The following is a 20,166-nucleotide window of genomic DNA, read 5'->3' as shown; positions in this document are numbered from 1 at the left end:
ATATAGCTCTTTAAAAATGACGAAGCTTGCGCTTCATTCAAAAATTGTAAAACATTTTTTGCCTCATCGTTCAGTTTTCAAAGTTCGTCTGCCGCTCTTAGCGACTAAATGATAATAGCATTTATCATTGTTGTGTGTCAACCAGTTTGTTTACTAAGTTGTAAGCATCGCTGGCAACAGAGATAACTATAGCATCCCTTTCTATAACATGGCAAGCATTATTCTAAAAAAACTTTAAAAAGTTTTAAATCACCTTTTCACCTCGGCCCGACTCAAGGATTGGAAGACGATCGACCGACGGAATGATTTTACATTACGGAAAAGTACCAACCGGGGTCAAGGGAGGATTATACCAACTATCTAACCTAATCTACTGCTCACACTCCATAGTCCCCTTTCCGGAATCAAGCGTTATCTTCATAGCCATGATGTCTTTCTAGACTCTCGCAGATACCAACCGTTCGGAAGCAGGCCACGTACGCTACAACTACTTGAATCTCTAAATCGCGAATCAAACGTTTCAACTCCTTCTATATATAAAGGACAATTGCCTAGTAGGTGAATGGAGGTTAAATACACCATCGACTGTTCAATACCATATATATGAAGAAAACCATCATTTCACGAAGGAATGGTGGAACAGGACCATTCGCCACAATCAAATTTTCAAATGCGTTCTCTCACAAGATGTCACGTTTATCCGCAATGAACACATTACAGAAACCACGCACCAACGATGTATGATCTGTTCCTTCCCGAAAACACTGCATACAAAAAAAGCCGACTCATAACCGAGTCGGCTCCGTTTATTTACGCGTGTGGCAAGAACATGAAGTACGCCAAGAATATGACTAGCATTCCGTACATGATTGGGTGAATCTCTTTTGTTTTCCCTTTCGCGATCATCATGAGCGGGTACAAGATGAACCCAAGCCCAATCCCCGTCGCAATCGACGAAGTGAGTGGCATCATGATAATCGTTAAGAATGCCGGAACCGCGATTTCGATTTTTTTCCAATCGATATCAAGGAGAGCTGAAGCCATCAACACACCAACAATAATCAAGGCCGGTGCCGTGACCGGTGCCGTGACAACCGCTAAGAGTGGTGAGAAGAACAAAGCCAATCCGAAGAATAAACCTGCGAATACAGCAGTCAACCCTGTACGACCACCCGCCGCAACTCCCGCCGACGACTCTACATATGATGTCGCAGTCGATGTCCCAAAAATTGCACCTGCAACCGTCGCAGTCGAATCAGCCATGAGCGCCTTACTCGCACGCGGCACTTTGTTTTCTTTCATGATCCCAGCTTGACGCGCCACCGCGACGAGCGTGCCGGCTGTATCGAAGAAGTCGATGAAGAAGAACGTCAAGATGACGATAAGCATTTGAAGTGTGAAGACATCACCAAAGTTAATGAACGCTTGGCCGAACGTCGAAGACATGCTCGGCGGCATCGATACAACATCTGAAATCGCAGTCGGTGTCGGCACGAGACCAAAAATCATTCCCGCGATAGCTGTCAACAACATCCCAATGAAAATGCCACCTTTGACGTCTCGTGCCATTAGCAATGCACTTACAACAAGACCGAATACCGCGAGGAGCGTAGTTCCTGTTCCGAGCGAACCGAGACTAACAAGCGTCGCTTCGTTCGCAACGACAATTCCTGCATTTTTCAAGCCGATGAAGGCGATGAAGAAACCAATCCCTGCAGCCACCGCCATTTTAAGCGGAGCCGGAATCGCATTGACGACCGTCTCACGAATGCCCGAGAGCGTCAAAGCGATAAAGAACAGTCCTGAGACGAGAACACCCGAGAGTGCCGTCTGCCAAGGGATGCCCATGCCGATAACGACACTGTAGGCGAAGAAGGCGTTAAGCCCCATGCCTGGCGCGATGGCGATCGGGTAGTTGGCGAACAGACCCATCGTGACCGATCCAATCAGTGCGACGAGACCAGTTGCGACGAAAACGGCACCCATATCCATACCCGCTGCGCCCAATACGTTCGGGTTGACGAATAAGATGTAAGCCATGGCCAAGAATGTCGTGAATCCTGCGACGAGTTCGGTTTTCACGTTCGTTCCAAGTTCTTTCAACTGGAAGTGACGTTCGATTCGGCTTTCTGACGGTTGATGATTTGGTTCTTGCTTGAGCTGTGTGCTCATTGATTTTCCTCCTTGGCTCGCCGTAAAACGAGAAAAGGTCCCCGATCGATGACCGGAGACCCCACGCGAAACATACAGGGACATACGTCCCCGAATCTATGTCTCGCCGTAGTGAAATCATTTAAGGTGATTTCGTAGAGACTCTCGGGCCATATTCCCGATATTATACGGCAAAATAATTTTTAATTGTTCGGATATGATAAGAACGTTTTTATCTTAACAACGTCAAAAATGAATGTCAACAGTAATGACGGATTTTAATCAAATATTTCATTCTAATGTTCGGTTTTTCCATATAAAAACAGAGAGGATTGCTCCCCTCTGCCTATTATTCCCACTCGATTGTTGCTGGTGGCTTCGATGTGATGTCGTACAGGACACGGTTGACGTGACTGACTTCGTTGACGATACGGACCGAAATCTTCTCGAGTACATCCCATGGGATGCGGGCCCAATCCGAAGTCATCCCATCAATTGATGTGACGGCACGGACGCCGACCGCATAGTCATACGTCCGCTCGTCGCCCATGACGCCGACTGAACGAATCGGTGTAAGGACCGTGAAATATTGCCAAATATCACGTTCGAGACCGGCTTTCTTCACTTCTTCGCGCAAAATCGCATCAGATTCGCGCACGATTTCGAGTTTCTCTTCTGTGATTTCACCGAGAACACGAATGCCAAGACCTGGTCCCGGGAACGGTTGGCGCCATACGATATAGTCTGGCAATCCGAGTTCAGTACCGAGTTCACGTACTTCGTCTTTAAAGAGCGTGTTGAGCGGCTCGATCAACGTGAAGTTCATATCTTCCGGAAGTCCACCGACGTTATGGTGCGACTTGATCGTTTGTGCCGTATCTGTTCCACTCTCGATGATATCCGTGTAGAGCGTACCTTGGGCAAGGAAGTCCATGTCCACAAGTTTAGACGCTTCTTCGTCAAACACGTAGATGAACTCGTTGCCGATGATTTTTCGTTTTTGTTCCGGATCTGAAACACCGGCAAGTTTGGCCATGAAACGATCCTGTGCATCAATCTTAATGACTTTCATATTGAAGCCGTCTGCGAACGTCTTCATGACACTGTCCGCTTCGTTTTTACGGAGCAAACCATGGTCGACGAACATACATGTCAACTGGTCGCCGATCGCGCGGTGAACGAGCGCCGCCACGACCGATGAGTCAACACCACCTGACAAGGCACAAAGAACTTGCTTGTCACCGACGATTTCACGAATCTTCTCGACTTCGATGTCGATGAAGTTTTCCATCGACCATTCGCCTTTGGCACCACACACTTCATAGATGAAGTTTTTCAAGATGTCGTTTCCGTACTCCGAGTGACGGACTTCCGGGTGATACTGCACCCCATACATCTTGAGGTCATCACTCTTGATTGAGGCGACCGGACAAGAAGGGTTCGTCCCATCAACGATAAATCCTTGCGGTGCTTCCATGACGAGGTCACCGTGACTCATCCAAACAGTATGTTCCACTGGAAGATCCTTGTAGAGGGCCGAAGCTTCCGGTGTCGAGAAGAGCGTCGCTTTCCCGTATTCACGATGTGCGGCCCGCTCGACACGTCCACCGAAGTGATGTGTCATGAGCTGCATGCCGTAACAGATCCCGAAAATCGGAATCCCGAGTTCGAAAATTTCTGGGTCACAGCGATATGCGCCTTCCGCGTACACACTGTTCGGGCCACCCGAGAAAATAATCCCGGCCGGAGCCAGTTCACGAATCTCAGCAGCGGTCATCTTGTGGGAATGAAGCTCACTATATACGCCAAGGTCACGCACACGACGTGTGATCAACTGGTTGTACTGGCCTCCAAAGTCGAGCACCAAAATCATCTCTTGTTCTATTTTCACAAAACCTCCACCTTTCTGCCTTCTTCTCAAAAAAAGAGCGAGCTTCTCCCACGGATTCACTAAACCGAAGAAGAAGCACGCCCTTTTCTGTGTATACGAAACGTGCTCCTTCATAGTCGGTCCATTTACGGTGGTCCGGTAGAGACTCTCGCGCCAATTCACGAGTATATACGAAGGAATGCTGTTCAATTATCTAACTAATGCGTCTATCTTACTGTATGCATCCGCCTACTTCAACTCATAATTCGACGAATCATGATTTTCCAATATTCTTTATATTTTGAATTCGGTGTTTGGTCGGCATAGATACTTTGCTCGAACAGACGGGTCAATCTCGTCATTTCGGTCGACTCATAATAGGCATCGACCTCTGCAGCGAGTTCGGACGGCGTGCGCCCGTCGACTTTGAAGCCTGCTCCGCGGAGTCGTTTAACTAGATATCGATGCATGGCGACGAGCCGATTTTCATTCAATGGACGCCGTGTCCACCAAAGCATCATGACGAGGCGTTCAATCGATTTCCGGTTCCATACGAGAACAGCGACCGTGAAGACAATCAACACCCAACCCCAGACCGGCATATTCCAATTCTCCGTTGCCGCCTCACCTGATGTGACATCATCGAGTGCCAAATCTTCCTGTGGACGGCTCGTCTGCTCATTGTCTTGCGATGCTTGTGGATCGTTGGCTGCCGGGTCTTCTGAATTCGTTTCGTCCTCCGTCTCGATTTGAAGTAAGTTGGCGTCCGAGAAACTGATCGTCGCCTCGAGCGGGACCCAGCCTGCGCCTTCCACGAAATATTCTACCCATGAGTGAGCGTGACGGTTCCGGACCGTGTATTCTTCTTCCCCTTGAATGACCCCGCGCGCATCACCCATCGTGAAGCCTTTGACCCAACGCGTCGGCACCCCGCTCGCCCGTAGAAGGACGGCAGCCGAGGTCGAGAAGTTGTCGCAGTACCCGATCAACGTATCAAACAAAAATTGATCGACGTAATCGGTATCCCCTTCCGGGACGGCGACGTCTTCCGTATTGTATTGGAAATCTCCAGATTGGAAGTAGGATTGGACCGCTTGGGCTTGGTCGTAAGGTGTCTCACTGTCGCCCGTGATATCGGCTGACAAGTCGCGGACCCGATCCGGAAGCGAATCCGGCAGTTGCAAGTACGCCTGCCGTTCTTCTTCCGTCAAGGTCGTCACCGGTTCGTTCAATGCCAGTTGCTCTTCAGTGAAGGAAGGGACGCTGTAGCGAAGTTGAATCGTCTGCGGCGTCGTTTGGCCATCATTGTCGAAGACGATCTTTCCGGACGGACGGATGTGAATCGTCTCGTTCGGGAACGGCTCCTCGATACTGCCGACCCTGAATTCGGTCCCATTGTCCGTCTCGGTCGCTTGTGGATACTCCCCGCCATACGGGACGAACGTTTGACGCCGGTCGAATCGGAGCAACGCCTGTTCAGGCGTCGTATCGACGTCCGGGTCGACGAGCTGGCCGCGGTTGTAGTCCGAGTCGAGGACCGGGGACTCGACCCAACCTTTCCCGGTGTAAATCTCTTTTGATTCGATGCGCCAATAGCGTGCCGGTACACCACGGGCGATGAAGACGATCCCGTCATCCTGTTCGAACGGTCCACCGAGTTGCTCATCGTTCACCCCGTAGCCGACACGACCGCTGCCTGACCCTTCATCGTTCCCAGCGTTTTGGAAACTCGTCGTCAACCGGTCGGACCAGTCCCCTTCAATCGTCGGCGACACGCTCGCGAGCGCCAACACGACCGAAGCGAGGAGAGCGATACTGACATAGCGGACGAGCGACTTGCTCGGCCGTTTCGCCAAATCGGTGACGAAGAGTAACAAGAGTGACGCTAAAATCGCAAGTAGTATTTTTCCTTCTCCGTCATAAAGCGTCCATGTATCAAAGTACGCCATCAACCCGAGCGTCGAGACAATCATCCCAAGGACGAAACCATAGCTTGGATACGTCCGTCCGACCAAGATGGCGAACAGGACACCGATGAGCGCCATCGCCGAGAAGAAAATCGCTTCTTCTGGTAAAGCCCCGCTCAGCACGCCACTCAAATCTTCTAGCCAGAGCCCAAACCAATCTAAGATACTGCCGTGATACACGTACAGGATGGTAAAGAAGTTGAGGACAACCACGGCGATGAACCCATACCAAGGCAACAAGCTCGCAAACATCGGGACGAGGAGTAAAAACAGGAACGGCCAATTGACGTCGAACGTCGTGCTCCCGACAATCGGCTCGACCCAAAACGACAACAAGTAAGCGGCAAGTGCCGTATAGACAATCCGTTTCACCCACATCGTCATGTCGTCACCTCGTTCGCCGTGTACAAGTGATAGCTGCCTTGGGTCTCATTCATGATTTCGCGTACCCATTTCGTCTCGAGCGGGCTGATTAAAATCAAGTTTCCGACCTCTTGCGGCAAGTTACGCTTCAATCGTTCAACGAGACGCCCTTCCGGTTCCGGCGTCGCCGTCAGCAAGTAATGCCCGACCTCGGCGCTTTGGTCCGGCAAATGGAAAAGGCGGACCTGTTCTTCGATGACATACAGTTCAAACGGCAAGTTTTTCCGTTCAAGTTGCCGAATCGCACCGACGAGTAACGACAGTGATCGTTCGAACGCTTCTTCGTGTCCGGCAGATGTGGACGGGACGAAGACGAGCGAGAGTTTTTTCTCCTGCTCTTGATCGAACGTTTTCGTCATCAAGTTATCTCGACGAGCCGAGGCCTTCCAGTCAATCCGGCCGATGCGGTCACCGGCCGCGTATTCCCGGACACCGCTCGTCGTGTTCGCTACTTCTGTATATGTCCGCGTGCGCCGGTACTGTTCGCCACGCCCACCGACCTGCTCATCACGCGGCAAATCGAACGGAAGTTCAGCCGGCGACACTTCGACGACCGTCTCGAGCCGCAACGTCCGTTTACGATCGAACAGCCCGAACACGTCACGTACGTGAAGGACCGTCCGATCGAACACATGGATGCCTCGGCGAATCTGCTCAATCTCATAATGAACCGTCTCTGTTCGCCGAAAAAAGCGGTCGACCGGAGTAACAATCACGTCCGTCGATGTTGCGAGACGAGGCGGTGGTGTCTCTTCTAACGTGACGATCCCGACAAGAAACGGGTATTTCCGCTCCACTTGCAGTTCTACGTCCATCGTTTGTCCCGAGACGAGTCGTTTGGTCGTGATTCGCCGCGAGACGTCGGCTGCCGTGACCGGGTAAATCATAAAGATTGTCCAATACGCTGCCAAAACGAAAAATGACCACCAAAGTGTCGAGGCGACGATACTCCCTTCGATCCGGGCGAACGCGTAAAGTCCGAATGCCGCCGCCCACACGAGGAACAGCTTCATCCAATTTTTCATACTTCTTTGACCTCACGATCCATCGGGACCGGTAGCGAGTCGAGCCAACCTTTGACGAGCTGTTCGGCCGTTTTCCCTTTATAACGCGCCTCTGCCGTCAACAAGATACGGTGACCGAGCACACTACCCGCGAGCGCCTTCACGTCATCTGGCAAGACGAAATCACGGTTATGGATATACGCCCACGCCTGAGCTGCCTTCATCAGAGCGAGCGTCGCACGCGGACTACCCCCGAGGTACGTGTTCGGGTCGTTGCGCGACTCATGGATCAAGCGGACGATATACTGTTTGACCGCACTCGAGACATGCACGTCACGCACGTCACGCTGCATCTGTTCGACTTCGTGTTTCGTGATGACACTTTGGAGCGCCTCGAGCGGCTCTGCCTTTTCGAAACGGGTCAACAAAGAGATTTCTTCATTGAACGACGGGTACCCCATCTCGATTTTAAGAAGGAATCGGTCGAGCTGGGCTTCCGGGAGCGGGTATGTTCCTTCATGTTCAATCGGGTTTTGTGTCGCCATGACGAAGAACGGGGAAGGTAAGATTTTGACTTCCCCATCGACGGTCACACTGCGCTCCGCCATCGCCTCGAGTAACGCCGACTGCGTTTTCGGAGAGGTCCGGTTGATTTCATCAGCCAAGACGATGTTCCCCATCAAAGGTCCCGGACGGTACTCGAACTCTTTTGTCTTTTGATTGTACATTGAGATTCCCGTCAAGTCGGACGGCAACATGTCCGGAGTGAACTGAACGCGTTTAAAATCCAAATCAATGGCACGACTGAACGTACGAACGAGCATCGTCTTCCCGACCCCGGGCACGTCCTCTAACAATACGTGACCTCCGGCAAGCAACGCAGTCAAACTTTTTGCGATGACATCTTCTTTCCCGACGATCACCGTTTCAATGGCATTGATGATCGATTGAATGGCTGGACGATAGGACATAGCCGACTCCCCTTTTTTCTCTAATCGCTGATGCGTTCGAAAATTGAATGTTCTGACTTTATTGTGACATATTCAAGCGCTCGTGTGAAAGAAAACCATCATGCCAATCGGTTTTCCATTCTTTACCCGAAAAAAGGCGCCTTGTCTCTGATTTGAGCAGGCGCCATGACGTTTATTTTGGACGTTCGATTTCAAAAGTGTCCCCGAGGGTCGCATAAAAGTTGCCGGCGAGACGACTGACCGGCGCCAGTTGTTCCGCATCGATGCGTCCAGCATGATAAAGCGCTGGCTCGATGTGAAACCGGACGACGCGAGCGATCAACAAGTCCGCTGTCACGACGCCATCGTGTTCGATTGGAACGTGATGGTGAAGTTTACACTCCATCCGGATTTTGGCTTCTTTCACACCCGGTGTCTCCACGACGTCGCTAGGCACGATGGTGAAGGCCGTCCGCTCGAGTTCGCTTTCCTCGGGTCCTAGATTGGCTGCCGTCTCATTGACGAGGGTCACATTCGTTTCGTCTACGATATGGATGACGAGCTCTTCGGTCGCGACAGCGTTGCGAGCCGTGTCTTTCATGACACCGCCCTTCCGTTGAACCGACACCGAGAGAAGTGGTGGTTCGGAAGCGACGATATTGAAATAACTGAACGGAGCGGCATTAATCGTCTCTCCGTTTCGCGTCGTCACAAATGCGATCGGGCGCGGTACGACACTTCCAATCAAAAATTTATACGCGTCACGTTCGGTTAAAGCTGAAGGTTCAATCGATAGCATACGATAGCACTCCTTTGGATTCGACTATAGGTTCAAACTATCCCGTTCACAGCGGACGTGTCAAACGTGAGCACATCGGAATGTGTAGGATGATGAAATACGGGGTATATCCGTCTAGATATGACAATTAAACAGACAATCATCTGATGGCACATCGCTTGAGCAGTTCGGTGTTCATCTGATTTTTCTTTTTGTATATTTCGGTTATGACGATTGAATTGGAGATGGTTTTAGTTAAGGAAGGAAGTAGAGCGTATTATGGGCAAGTGGATTGAACAATTGAACAGTCGTCAAATACTCGGCATCCTGTATGGGGTCTGTATCGTCAGTCTCTTTTTAACGGCAATCGCGGCTTGGTTTGTTCGGGATGATAACGTCTCGCCAAACGAACTTTTGACGTTACGTTGGATTTGGATGACCGGGTTAGTCATGTTTATCACTGCTATTTTATTAATCGGCCGTCCATTGATTAAACGAATGGTCGGACAAAATGAGAAAATGCATGCGAAGCAACAAGAGATGCAGTCGGTGCTCGAGGCGTCTAAACAAAACGAGACAAAATTGAAGTATCGTAACGAACTGATCGAAGTACTCGCTTCAAAGGAGTCGTTATTAGACTACTCTGCTGTCATCGAAAAGATCGTCTGGTTGACCGAGGCTGAGTTCGGGGCGGTCCTCCTAATCAAAGACGATGAAATCACATCCGTCGTACCAAAAGGGATGACGACAGAACAACAAGAAGATTTAAAGGTGCAGTCGCTCTTGTTAAAACGCGTCATGATCTCGAAATCGCTAGAAGCGACATCGAAGAAAGTGGCCGATCAGATTCACGGTTATCCGTATTACATCCACGAGACGGTTATCCCCGTGAAAGACCCGTCAGATGGGACGATGATCGGTTGCTTGTACTTGGCATGTTATGACGAGCCGTTCGACGCGAGTGAAACGTCGGAACTGAACGCATTTGCGAATCAGTTGGCTATCTCGCTATTGCGGACCCGACTGTATCGCCAAATGCAACAAGACCGGAAAGAGACGGCGCAACTGATCAACTCAGTGCGCGAAGCCATCCTCTACTTCAATTATGAGGAAGACACAATTGTCGGCAACCGCGCCTTTATCCGCATGTTCGATGAGCTCCAATTCGAGTACGCGGGTTATGAGGAACTGACGACCTTGTCGATCGATATCGAACAGTTCGCCGAACGGGTCGACCAACAAGACCTCTTCATCAGTTACGTCGAGCGTGTGTTCGACCAAGAACCACCGGAAGATGGCCTCTCGATTTCCCTTGACCAAGGTGATTGCTTCCTCCAAGTATACGCCGAGAGCATTTACCGGGATGGGAAGATACACGGCACGATGCTCGTGTTGCGTGATGTGACGGCCGAGACCGAGATCGACCGAATGAAGTCGGAGCTCGTCTCGACGGTGTCTCACGAATTACGAACTCCGTTATCTTCCATTTATGGGTTTACAGAATTGATGCTCGAGCGCGACTTGAAAGAAAGCCGTCGCGAATTGTATTTGAAGACCATCCATGACGAAGCGAAGCGTCTCTCCTACTTGGTAAACGACTTCCTCGACCTGCAAAAGATGGAGGCCGGGAAACAGACGTTTGAATGGGAAACGGTTGACCTTCTCGAACTTGCTCGTGACAGCATCAGCTTCTATCAAGAAACGACCGACTCGCATCATTTACACCTCGATGCCGACGTCGGACAAGACTTCAAAATCGAAGCTGATTTAGAAGGAATGCGGCAGTTGCTTGGTAACTTGCTCAGTAACGCCATCAAGTATTCACCTGAAGGCGGCAACGTGCTCGTCTCGTTGGAACGACTCGAAGGACAAGTCGTCATGAAAGTCCGGGATAACGGGATGGGGATCCCTTCTTCCGCCTTGCCGAACTTGTTCGGGAAGTTTTACCGAGTCGACAACTCGGACCGCCGGAAAATCGGCGGAACGGGCCTCGGTCTCGCCATCTGTAAAGAGATCGCCAAAGCGCACGACGGACATTTACATGTCGAATCGATTTACGGTGAAGGTAGCACCTTTATTTGTGAGCTCCCGACGTCAAAAGAGGCGATTCATCAATGAGCGCGGCCGGATTCATTCCGGTCGTGTTTTTTATATTATTGCTTCTCTTTTTTGCAGGAATGTTTTGGCATAATCTAGAAAAAGAGTAACACCGAGAACCTGAGGCGACGTCACTACACCCTTCCCATTATTCTCGCAGGTAAAATTTAAAAAAAGAGCTATACTAGTAAGGAAGAGACAGACAAGATTGGAGGTCATGGAGTTGGATCATCGCGACCCACCGTTTTCAGAAGTAGGCGACTTTAAACAATGGGGCCGTTTTGATATAAACGTGCCACTGCAGGGCGGGCAAGCTGAACTTCAGACTGCCGTGTCGATTGTAAGAAATCATATTCCGTTGCGATTGGGTGGATTTTATATCATCGCGAGTGAAGATGGGATTTTGACGAGCGGCTCACACGACGCCAATTTACAAAAGCACATCATTCACTTGCTCCAACAAGTGCAAATGGGCCATGTGGAAGATGAAGCGTTGATGAACGAACCGATTTGGACGATTCATTATTTCACCACTCCATAAAACGACAAGAGACGATTCGGGCGTCTCTTTTTTTGTGCAAAAAAAAGAACGCCTCGAGAGGCGTTAATCCCATCGAGACATAATCGCAATGGATTTTTCATAGTATTCAGTGGATAGTTTATACTTCCCATTTTCACGTAGCTCACGCGCTAACCAAAGTGCGTATTTGTTTGTGTAATGATAATCATCAGACGACTCAAAATAGTGAACTGCCTTTTTCAAACTTTCAATCAATTCTTTACTGTTTCCATGAGTGTATTTATCACGGAAGACTCCAAAGTGGTATATAAATTCGTCTAGGTTTTCCTGTATACCAGCTTCTTTAATGATATTTTCTCCCTTTTCTACCCAATCAAGTACTTCTTTCGCATTATCCCGAATAGAGTATTCCTCAATTAAAGAAAGAATACTTAGTAACTTACTTTTGGTTTCTACTTTATATTCTAATCCTTTCAGGAAATATTCTAATGCAAGTTCTCGGTTTCCTTGCAAAGAATAAATTTCTCCTGTGTTATTGTATAGCATCCCATAATACCCTTTTAAATCAGTAGCTCCAGCAGCCTTTATTGCCTTTTGGTAATGGGACAATGATTCATTAAATCTTTTTCTTCTTTTGAATGCTAATCCAATAATTAAGTGGCATTCGATAACCCGTTCCACATAAAAATTATCTTTAAAGTATGTCAAAGCTGTAGTAACGTGTTCGATTGTTTGAAGATAATCAGTGTATTTATAATACATTCCACCAATGATGTAATTGATATCTGCTATTTCCCATTCTTCTAAATATGTTGTATCCAACTCGTCTCTTACTTGTTGCATAAGAGACAAGGCGGTGTCTTTATCGTTTAAAGAAAAAGATTTTAAAGCCTTTAGAACGTTAAACCGCATACGATCTTCGGAAGTGAACTGATCTTGTAGCCATTCTAATTCAGTTAAATATCCTTCTTTTCCACCAGGCATAAAATCAAATCGAGCTAACACTAATAACATTAATATATATAGAGGTTTGTGTTTGTAAATCCTATGATCGTTTTTATATCGCTCTATTCTCTTCAGGTTGTCCGCAGTTTCTTTAGGCTTTCTAGATAAGATGGCTTCTTTCATTAATCTGGTGATTTCTAGCCTAATCTTTTCAATTTCCGCTTCAGTTACTGTTACGTACAGAGGAATGTCTAAGTCTAACTTCCTAAAAATTAGTTCTAATACTTCCTCACTAGGTATGGTCTGATTATTTTCAATTTTACTTAAATATGAGATAGAACATATTCCACGGGCTAAAACTGACTGTTTCATATTACGGCGCAGACGCTCTACTTTAATCAAATTCCCATAATTATTTTGCATGCAGTAGCATCTCCTGGACTCTTTTTATAATACTTTAGACCCGATTTTCATCAAATTTCATCTCATCTAGGAAAATCAGACTTATAAATGGTCGATTTTCAAAGGTTTTAAGCGTCTATTTTCCCAAACGATACAAAATCACTAGTCCTTTTATCCATGATAGAATTTAACTAATCCCAAAAAGGGAATTTTGTTAGTTTTAACAGACTGTCTCATTTAAAGTTTATTCCATCCATGATAAAAAGCAAGACATAGGGCATAAACTAAAGGAGGTCATCTAAATGAGTAAACTTAGTAATCTCCTCGCTAGAGATTATGTAAAGCCACGCATCTATTTTACAACAAGAAACTTACCTACAATCGATGCATTATTTACCCCCTCAGATCAAAAACAGTTTAGAGGCCTTGATAATCTATCAACTCTCTTACAAGATTCTAAAGGTATTATCATAAATGCATTCCACATCGATTATTATCAAACTTTACCAAATTTAATCGCACGCATATTAAGCGAAACTTATTCTTCAAAAAAAATATGGGTTATTGGTCCCGAACTCTCGTTAACTATTTTGAAAAGAAGTATGAAAAGTATTTATCCATTTAGATCTTCTATAGGATATTTAAACGCAGATCAGTGTGAAAAAGCCCTGATTGAAACGTGTGTAGAAAAACTGCACGATGGTGATTTACTGTATGTTTTACCAGAGGTTTCATTTGCATGGAAGCCTGGAGTTGACGAGGATTATAATAACCATGAAGAACATCCTCTATGTAGTGCGATTCTAAGCCAAAAATCAAAATGCTCTGTTTTACCAATTACCAATTCAGATGTTGATAACATGATTGAAATTCACGAACCTGTTTATTCAAAAGATTACCGAGGCTCTATATTTGAATCAGCTATCCTTCAATCTCGTCAAGTTTTAACAGCCTTAAAATTGAATCAACCACATCTCGAATGATTGCCAAATAGTACCTTTACGTCATATATTGTTTATATACGGAAAAATACACAGCATACAACCTAGAAAAGAGGTACTATTTATGAAAAAATTCAAAAATGCGCTAATTGTTTCATTAGCTTTACTTCTTCTTTTCGGAATTTCAAAGCCGCTAATTTCAGAAAATCCGTTCACATCAGAAGAATTGGCCGCTGAAGATTTCCCACGCCTCTGGAGCTTGCCGGCTAACCAAGTCGCAGCTGAGGATTTCCCACGCCTCTGGAGCTTGCCGACTAACCAAGTCGCAGCCGAGGATTTTCCACGCCTCTGGAGCTTGCCGACTAACCAAGTCGCAGCTGAGGATTTCCCACGCCTTTGGAGCTTGCCGACTAACCAAGTCGCAGCCGAGGATTTCCCACGCCTCTGGAGCTTGCCGGCTAACCAAGTCGCAGCCGAGGATTTCCCACGCCTTTGGAGCTTGCCGACTAACCAAGTCGCAGCTGAGGATTTCCCACGCCTCTGGAGCTTGCCGACTAACCAAGTCGCAGCTGAGGATTTCCCACGCCTTTGGAGCTTGCCAACTAACCAAGTCGCTTCTAAAGACTCTTCACCTCTTGCCTAATCCTTCAAAAGAGACGCCCTTGCGCGTCTCTTTTTTATTTCCGAATCTCTGGAAATAAACTTTTAGAAAAAAAGTAAAACAATTTACATATTAACCTCCATTTTTTTCTTGTTTCCTTATATAATAACGGAGACATGATGACGATTTCATTTCACAGCTATTTCATATGAACGACGAACAAAGGAGCGGATCTCGATTGAACCGAACGAAACCATCTTGGAACTTGAAACTGTTGCTTAGCTCTTCCCTTGTCATTGGTGGCATGGCCATCGCCCCATTCGACTTGACGCCGACCGGTTTCGAATCGAGCCGTGTCGAAGCTGCCTCGACCTACACGACGACAGCTAACTTGAACCTTCGTTTGAGTGCCGCCACTTGGAGTCCGATTCTTCTAACGATTCCATCCGGGGCGTCCGTCAAATATGTCAGCACGTACGGGTCTTGGTACAAAGTCAGTTACGGCGGAAAAACCGGCTACGTCGCTTCGCAGTACGTAAAAGTATCGAGCGCGTCGACAATCACGCCGAGTTCAGCTTCGTACTACAAAACAACAGTCAATTTGAACATGCGATTGACGGCAGCCTCATGGAGCACGGTCTTGATGACCATCCCGAACGGCGCCACTGTCAAGTACGTCAGCCGCTACGGCTCTTGGTATAAGGTCAGCTACAATGGGAAAACGGGCTATGTGGCTTCCCAGTACTTATCAGCCACAGGAGCCCCGACCACGACGACATCGACAACCTCCTACCAAACAACGGTCAACTTGAACATGCGTTTGACGGCTGCCTCGTGGAGCAAGGTATTGATGACCATCCCGAACGGCTCGACCGTCAAGTATGTCAGCAAGTACGGCTCTTGGTATAAGGTCAGTTACGGTGGGAAGACGGGCTACGTCGCTTCCCAGTATTTGAAACCAGCCACGACGACGACACCGACGACGTCCACGGGTACGGGACGTACGATTGTGATCGATGCCGGACACGGTGGAAACGACCCTGGAGCTGTCTACGGCTCATCTTACGAAAAAGTGATTGCGTTCGACATTGCCGCACGTCTCGCGAGTACGCTCTCGAATACATATGGCTATAACGCACGGATGACACGCACGAACGATGTCTACTTGTCGCTCGCACAACGCGTCGAATTGACGAAGTCGTATAAAGGCAGCGCCTTTGTCAGCATTCACAACAACTCTTCGACGAATACGTCTTACCACGGTCATGAAGTACTCGTGCCGACCGGAGAAAGCTATACGACGAACCCATACATCTCGGCTAGCCAGAGTCTAGGAGCGGCCATCAACCGTGAACTCGGTGCCCGTATCCCGACAATCCGTAACCGTGGCGTGAAGTATCAAAACGTTTACGTCGTCGGAAAAAACAGCGTCCCTTCGACACTCGTCGAATACGGGTTCATCAGCAACGCGAACGACCGCTCGCATTTGACGAGCACCACTTACCGGCAACGGATGGCAGACGCCACCGCTTCTGGGATTCATCAATTCATGAGCACTTATAAATAAGCAAGAGACCTGACCGCATATGCGAATCAGGTCTCTTTTTCTGTAGTCGTGCAACGCCAAATCTTATGCGGTGCGCCAGGTCCCCAGTAATGGTCAAGCGTCAACGTCGGCGGCCCGAGCCGCTTTTCCCAATAGGCTTGAGACGTCGGGAAGCCAGCATCCAAGTAAAACGCCGTCTGTCCGTTCGCTGACAATTGTCGTTTGATGTTCTCAATCAAGAAGTGACCTACCCCTTGACGTTGGGACGTAGGCGACACATACATGCAACCGACTTCTGGCGTGTTCGGTTTGACGTCGATATGGGCAGTAATGATGTCATTGGGAGGTAAAATCGCCGCTGTGCCCACGATGACGCCGTCTTTTACGACAACGAAAATTTGAACGGACTCGTCCTCGAAACTGTCCTGAACGGTCGTGTTCAATCGCTCTACTTCTTCATCCAATAGATCGGCATCCTCAAACTGTTCTCGCCGAATCAAGTCACTCAGACTCTCCATGAACAGTCGTTGGAGCGGTTTGACGTCTTCGCGGTCAAGCGGGCGAAAGTTCAATGTCTCCACTTCCCTCTAGTCCTGAATTGTACGTGCTAGTCTTTACCCGCGTCCCGATTGGGTGTAACGTTCGCTTGATGCGATCCTTCGACCGCTTCGAGTTGCTCGAGGTGATCATAACCGAGATGGCCGTGTGTCTGCCAGACGAGGATGATCGCGGTCGTAAGGAGTAACAGCGTCAAGTGAAGAAATCCAATCGGGAACGCGCCCGGTTCAATTAACGGAACGAGCGTGAACGAGACGTTGAACATCGTGTGCAATAGGAACACGGACCATAAGTTCATCGTCGTGACGTTATAGAGCCACGAAATGATAAACGTGAACGCCAGAATTGCCGAGCCATACGCCCAAAACGGGATCAATGACTGCCCCGTCCCCTCCATGAAGAAGAGCGGAATATGCCAGCCCGCCCAGATGACGCCGACGAACAGGCTCGCCTTGACGGGCGTGACTTTCAGTTGAAACGCATCGAGCAAATATCCGCGCCACCCGTACTCTTCTTGGATTGTTCCTCCAAGGAACAACATGTAGAGGAAATAGGGAACAACGAGCCATGGACGTTCCAGTAACGACGCGCCATCGGCATCGGACCACCAATGGGCAATCAAAAACAACACAGGCAGGAACAAGAGCCCGAACGCGTAATAGCGAACGGACATCTTCCACTCGAACCCTCGCTTCCAAAGCGTCTTCACTCCTGACCAGCCATTCTCTCGAAACGCCATATAGCTCCCTGCCAGACTTGGACCGAACGCCCCAATCACGACAATCACCTGGATCGGTAATTCGGTCCACATATACAGCCCCCACCACGTCAGCCATGAGAACCCGAACGCGATGAGGAGAAACAGAATGATTTCTTTTTTTGTCGGAATCAACGCGTCCCCCTCCTTCTACACGTAGTTTACCCGCTTTCTGCCGGGCTTCCCTATTTCACGCAAAAAATATTTTCAACAAGTGAAGCAAAATGATAGGTGGGCTTTTGTTTTGCGGGGTATAATTAGAATTACTATAAAAAATACATTCTTTAGCGAGGTACACATGGAACCAGTAGTCGAACACTCGATGAGTCATAATGTTTTTCTTGTGATTCTCTCTTATATTATCGCCGCCGTTTCTGCATACGCCGCCATCGAGCTGGCACGGCGTGTCAATTCAGCGAACCGTTCCGTCCAGAACGTGTGGATCTTAGCTGGAGGTGCGACGCTCGGTCTCGGGATCTGGTCGATGCATTTTATCGCCATGCTCGCGCATGAGGCGTTGCGACCGGTCACGTATTCGATCCCGCTCGTCCTATTTTCCGTCATCATCGCCATGGCCGGCTGTATTTTCGGCTTCTTGATCGTCTCGCGTCGCACGACCCGCCCCGCTTTGATCGGTGCCGGGGTTGTGATGGGCGGCAGTATCGCGAGCATGCATTATGTCGGCATGGCCGCCCTGCAAGGTGTAGTGACTTCGTATAATCCATGGCTTGCGGCGTTATCGATTCTGATTGCGATTGGGGCCTCTCTCGTCGCCCTCTGGATTGGTTTCTTCTCGAAGTACGCCAAGCAAAAGATCGATCTCGAATTGAAAGTATTTTTCTCGTTGCTGATGGGCATCGCCATCTTCGGCATGCACTTCGTCGGGATGCTAGCCGCGTCGTTCACGTTCGTCGAGACGGATTCTCCGTTCGCCAATGCGATCGAACCGTCGTTACTCGCTTGGCTCGTCACGGCAATCACAATTCTCTTGTTCGCGATTTTCTTCCTGTCGCTCACGCTCGATCGTCACCTTCGCAAACGAGAGTTCATTCAAGCGACGATTCTTGATTCGACGACGGATGCCGTCGTCACGACGACAAAGGATGGAATGATCCAATATGCGAACACGGCCTTCTATCGCTTGTTTGACGAAATCGAGGAAGATGCTTTTTTCCAAGACTATCATTCGTCGCTCACGATCAATCAACCGTTTTATGAACCACGGCGCGTCGACATCGGTGATCGAACGATTGAGGTCACGAGTTATCCACTCAAAGGCGAAACGATGGACCAGATGCTTTGGTTCCTCCGTGACGTCTCAGAAACGATCGCCTCACAGCGTCTCGTCGAACATATGGCGTATCACGACACGCTCACGGATTTGCCGAACCGGCACAAGCTCGAACGTATTCTCGCCGAACATATTCAAATCGAGGACCCGGTCGCTTGTCTCTACATCGACATCGATCGTTGGCGGTTCTTGAGCGATATGCTCGGTCATCACGGTTCGGACGAATTGACGATGCAAATCGCCGAACGTCTGCAAGTGACGATTCACCCGGACGACATATTGACACGCGTCGGGTCATCCGAGTTCATCATCTTGTTGTTCGACAAGCGGAGTACGCTTGCCAAACAGAAGGCAGAGAAATGCATCAAAGCCATCTCTCAGCCGTTCGATATCGACGGCACGACCGTCGAACTGACGATGAGTGCCGGAGTTAGCCATTATCCGAAAGACACGACATCGGCCGAGGAGCTCGTTCAATACGCCCGCCTCGCCGTCCACGAATCGAAACGGACCGGAAAGAATCAAATTAAAGAGTTCGAAGACGAGTCGAAGCACCAAATCCTTCGTACCGTCGAGATCGAGAAGGCGCTCACGCATGCGCTCGACCGGAACGAGTTCACACTCGTGTATCAGCCGAAAGTGTCGCTGACGCAAAACCGGCTCGAAGGCGTTGAGGCGCTGCTTCGTTGGAACAACCGCGAGCTCGGTCACGTGTCACCGACCGACTTCATTCCAATCGCAGAAAACACGGGCCTCATCCATCCGATTGGCAGTTGGGTCATGCGTGAGTCTTGCCGAGCCTGGGTGCGCTGGAAGAAGTCTGGTGTGAAACCATTCACCCTTTCGGTCAACGTCTCGCCGCTCCAATTCGCACGTGAAGATTTCGTCGAGTCACTCCAAGCCATCTTGGATGAGACCGGGATGGACCCGATGTTCCTCGAATTGGAAGTGACGGAGTCGTCGATGCTGTCATACGAGGCGTCGACACGGGAGAAACTTGCCCAGCTCCATCAGTTCGGCATCTTGATCTCGCTCGACGATTTCGGGACCGGCTACTCGTCGTTCCGTCAATTGCGGGAGCTCCCGGTCCAAGTGTTGAAAATTGACCGGTCGTTCATCGTCAACTTGTTCACCGACCGGAACCAGGAAGCCATCGTCCGTTCGATGATCCAGCTCGGCCATAACCTTAATATGAAAGTGCTCATGGAAGGCGTCGAGACGTCAGATCAACTCGAATGGTTGCTGAACGAACAGTGTGATTACGTTCAAGGTTATTACTTCAGTCGTCCCCTTCGTGAGAAGGACGTCGTGAAGCACGTCAAATCGGTCACCACTTATATTGAGTTCGGGAAAACCCGAGCTTGA

15 protein-coding genes and 2 riboswitches are annotated in these 20,166 nt (G+C 48.8%); of the genes, 6 read left to right on the top strand and 9 right to left on the bottom strand.

What is annotated here, in order from left to right:
• Positions 1-810 precede the first annotated feature (810 nt).
• From KNP60_RS14675 to KNP60_RS14650, 6 genes are all read right to left on the bottom strand, one after another.
• Entirely contained in the window at positions 811-2,172 is a 1,362-nt protein-coding gene (locus tag KNP60_RS14675; RefSeq protein ID WP_034781627.1) for an NCS2 family permease, read from the bottom strand.
• Between the two features lie 89 nt (positions 2,173-2,261).
• A riboswitch (purine riboswitch) is annotated at positions 2,262-2,363 on the bottom strand.
• Positions 2,364-2,500: 137 nt separating this feature from the next.
• Entirely contained in the window at positions 2,501-4,024 is a 1,524-nt protein-coding gene (gene guaA / locus KNP60_RS14670; RefSeq protein WP_251131414.1) for a glutamine-hydrolyzing GMP synthase, read from the bottom strand.
• 111 nt (positions 4,025-4,135) lie between these two features.
• Positions 4,136-4,236: riboswitch (purine riboswitch) on the bottom strand.
• Positions 4,237-4,275: 39 nt separating this feature from the next.
• On the bottom strand, positions 4,276-6,372 hold the full coding sequence (locus KNP60_RS14665; RefSeq protein WP_214797784.1) for a transglutaminase domain-containing protein: 2,097 nt from the start codon (positions 6,370-6,372) through the stop codon (positions 4,276-4,278).
• Complete coding sequence (locus KNP60_RS14660; protein ID WP_214797783.1) at positions 6,369-7,436, bottom strand: DUF58 domain-containing protein; 1,068 nt, start codon at positions 7,434-7,436, stop codon at positions 6,369-6,371. Before KNP60_RS14660 ends, KNP60_RS14665 begins: the two co-directional genes overlap by 4 nt.
• Complete coding sequence (locus tag KNP60_RS14655; protein WP_214709525.1) at positions 7,433-8,386, bottom strand: AAA family ATPase; 954 nt, start codon at positions 8,384-8,386, stop codon at positions 7,433-7,435. The genes KNP60_RS14660 and KNP60_RS14655 overlap by 4 nt, the downstream gene beginning before the upstream one ends.
• A 172-nt stretch (positions 8,387-8,558) precedes the next feature.
• On the bottom strand, positions 8,559-9,164 hold the full coding sequence (locus KNP60_RS14650) for a flavin reductase family protein (RefSeq protein ID WP_214793828.1): 606 nt from the start codon (positions 9,162-9,164) through the stop codon (positions 8,559-8,561).
• 258 nt (positions 9,165-9,422) lie between these two features.
• On the opposite strand from KNP60_RS14650, the gene KNP60_RS14645 reads away from it, so the two are divergent.
• Both KNP60_RS14645 and KNP60_RS14640 read left to right on the top strand, forming a co-directional pair.
• The gene (locus KNP60_RS14645; protein WP_235420266.1) at positions 9,423-11,261 is read left to right on the top strand and encodes an ATP-binding protein; all 1,839 of its coding nucleotides are present in this window, start codon (positions 9,423-9,425) and stop codon (positions 11,259-11,261) included.
• Between the two features lie 202 nt (positions 11,262-11,463).
• Positions 11,464-11,781 (top strand): hypothetical protein, encoded by a 318-nt coding sequence (locus KNP60_RS14640; protein WP_131490827.1) that lies wholly within the window; start codon positions 11,464-11,466, stop codon positions 11,779-11,781.
• Between the two features lie 63 nt (positions 11,782-11,844).
• Here the strand turns inward: KNP60_RS14640 and KNP60_RS14635 are convergent, their stop codons facing one another.
• Entirely contained in the window at positions 11,845-13,128 is a 1,284-nt protein-coding gene (locus KNP60_RS14635; protein WP_034781610.1) for a tetratricopeptide repeat protein, read from the bottom strand.
• Between the two features lie 281 nt (positions 13,129-13,409).
• Here KNP60_RS14635 and KNP60_RS14630 point away from each other — a divergent pair, with 281 nt between their 5' ends.
• From KNP60_RS14630 to KNP60_RS14620, 3 genes are all read left to right on the top strand, one after another.
• Entirely contained in the window at positions 13,410-14,090 is a 681-nt protein-coding gene (locus KNP60_RS14630) for a hypothetical protein (RefSeq protein WP_034781607.1), read from the top strand.
• A gap of 82 nt (positions 14,091-14,172) precedes the next feature.
• Complete coding sequence (locus KNP60_RS14625; protein ID WP_034781604.1) at positions 14,173-14,691, top strand: hypothetical protein; 519 nt, start codon at positions 14,173-14,175, stop codon at positions 14,689-14,691.
• 196 nt (positions 14,692-14,887) lie between these two features.
• Positions 14,888-16,216, top strand: a complete 1,329-nt coding sequence (locus tag KNP60_RS14620; protein ID WP_034781602.1) for an N-acetylmuramoyl-L-alanine amidase family protein — start codon at positions 14,888-14,890, stop codon at positions 16,214-16,216.
• A gap of 26 nt (positions 16,217-16,242) precedes the next feature.
• Here KNP60_RS14620 and KNP60_RS14615 read toward each other — a convergent pair whose 3' ends face one another.
• Both KNP60_RS14615 and KNP60_RS14610 read right to left on the bottom strand, forming a co-directional pair.
• Positions 16,243-16,767, bottom strand: a complete 525-nt coding sequence (locus KNP60_RS14615) for a GNAT family N-acetyltransferase (RefSeq protein WP_034781599.1) — start codon at positions 16,765-16,767, stop codon at positions 16,243-16,245.
• Positions 16,768-16,802: 35 nt separating this feature from the next.
• A complete protein-coding gene (locus tag KNP60_RS14610; RefSeq protein ID WP_034781596.1) occupies positions 16,803-17,645 on the bottom strand; it encodes a CPBP family intramembrane glutamic endopeptidase in 843 nt (280 codons plus the stop codon).
• 163 nt (positions 17,646-17,808) lie between these two features.
• On the opposite strand from KNP60_RS14610, the gene KNP60_RS14605 reads away from it, so the two are divergent.
• Positions 17,809-20,166: a bifunctional diguanylate cyclase/phosphodiesterase gene (locus tag KNP60_RS14605; RefSeq protein WP_052090291.1), complete on the top strand. Its 2,358-nt coding sequence runs from the start codon at positions 17,809-17,811 to the stop codon at positions 20,164-20,166.

The sequence above is a fragment of the Exiguobacterium sp. s5 genome (genome assembly GCF_018618075.1).
Classification (GTDB): domain Bacteria; phylum Bacillota; class Bacilli; order Exiguobacteriales; family Exiguobacteriaceae; genus Exiguobacterium; species Exiguobacterium mexicanum_A.
Note: the sequence above shows the minus strand (reverse complement) of the source record. Positions and strands in the feature narration are given on the sequence as shown.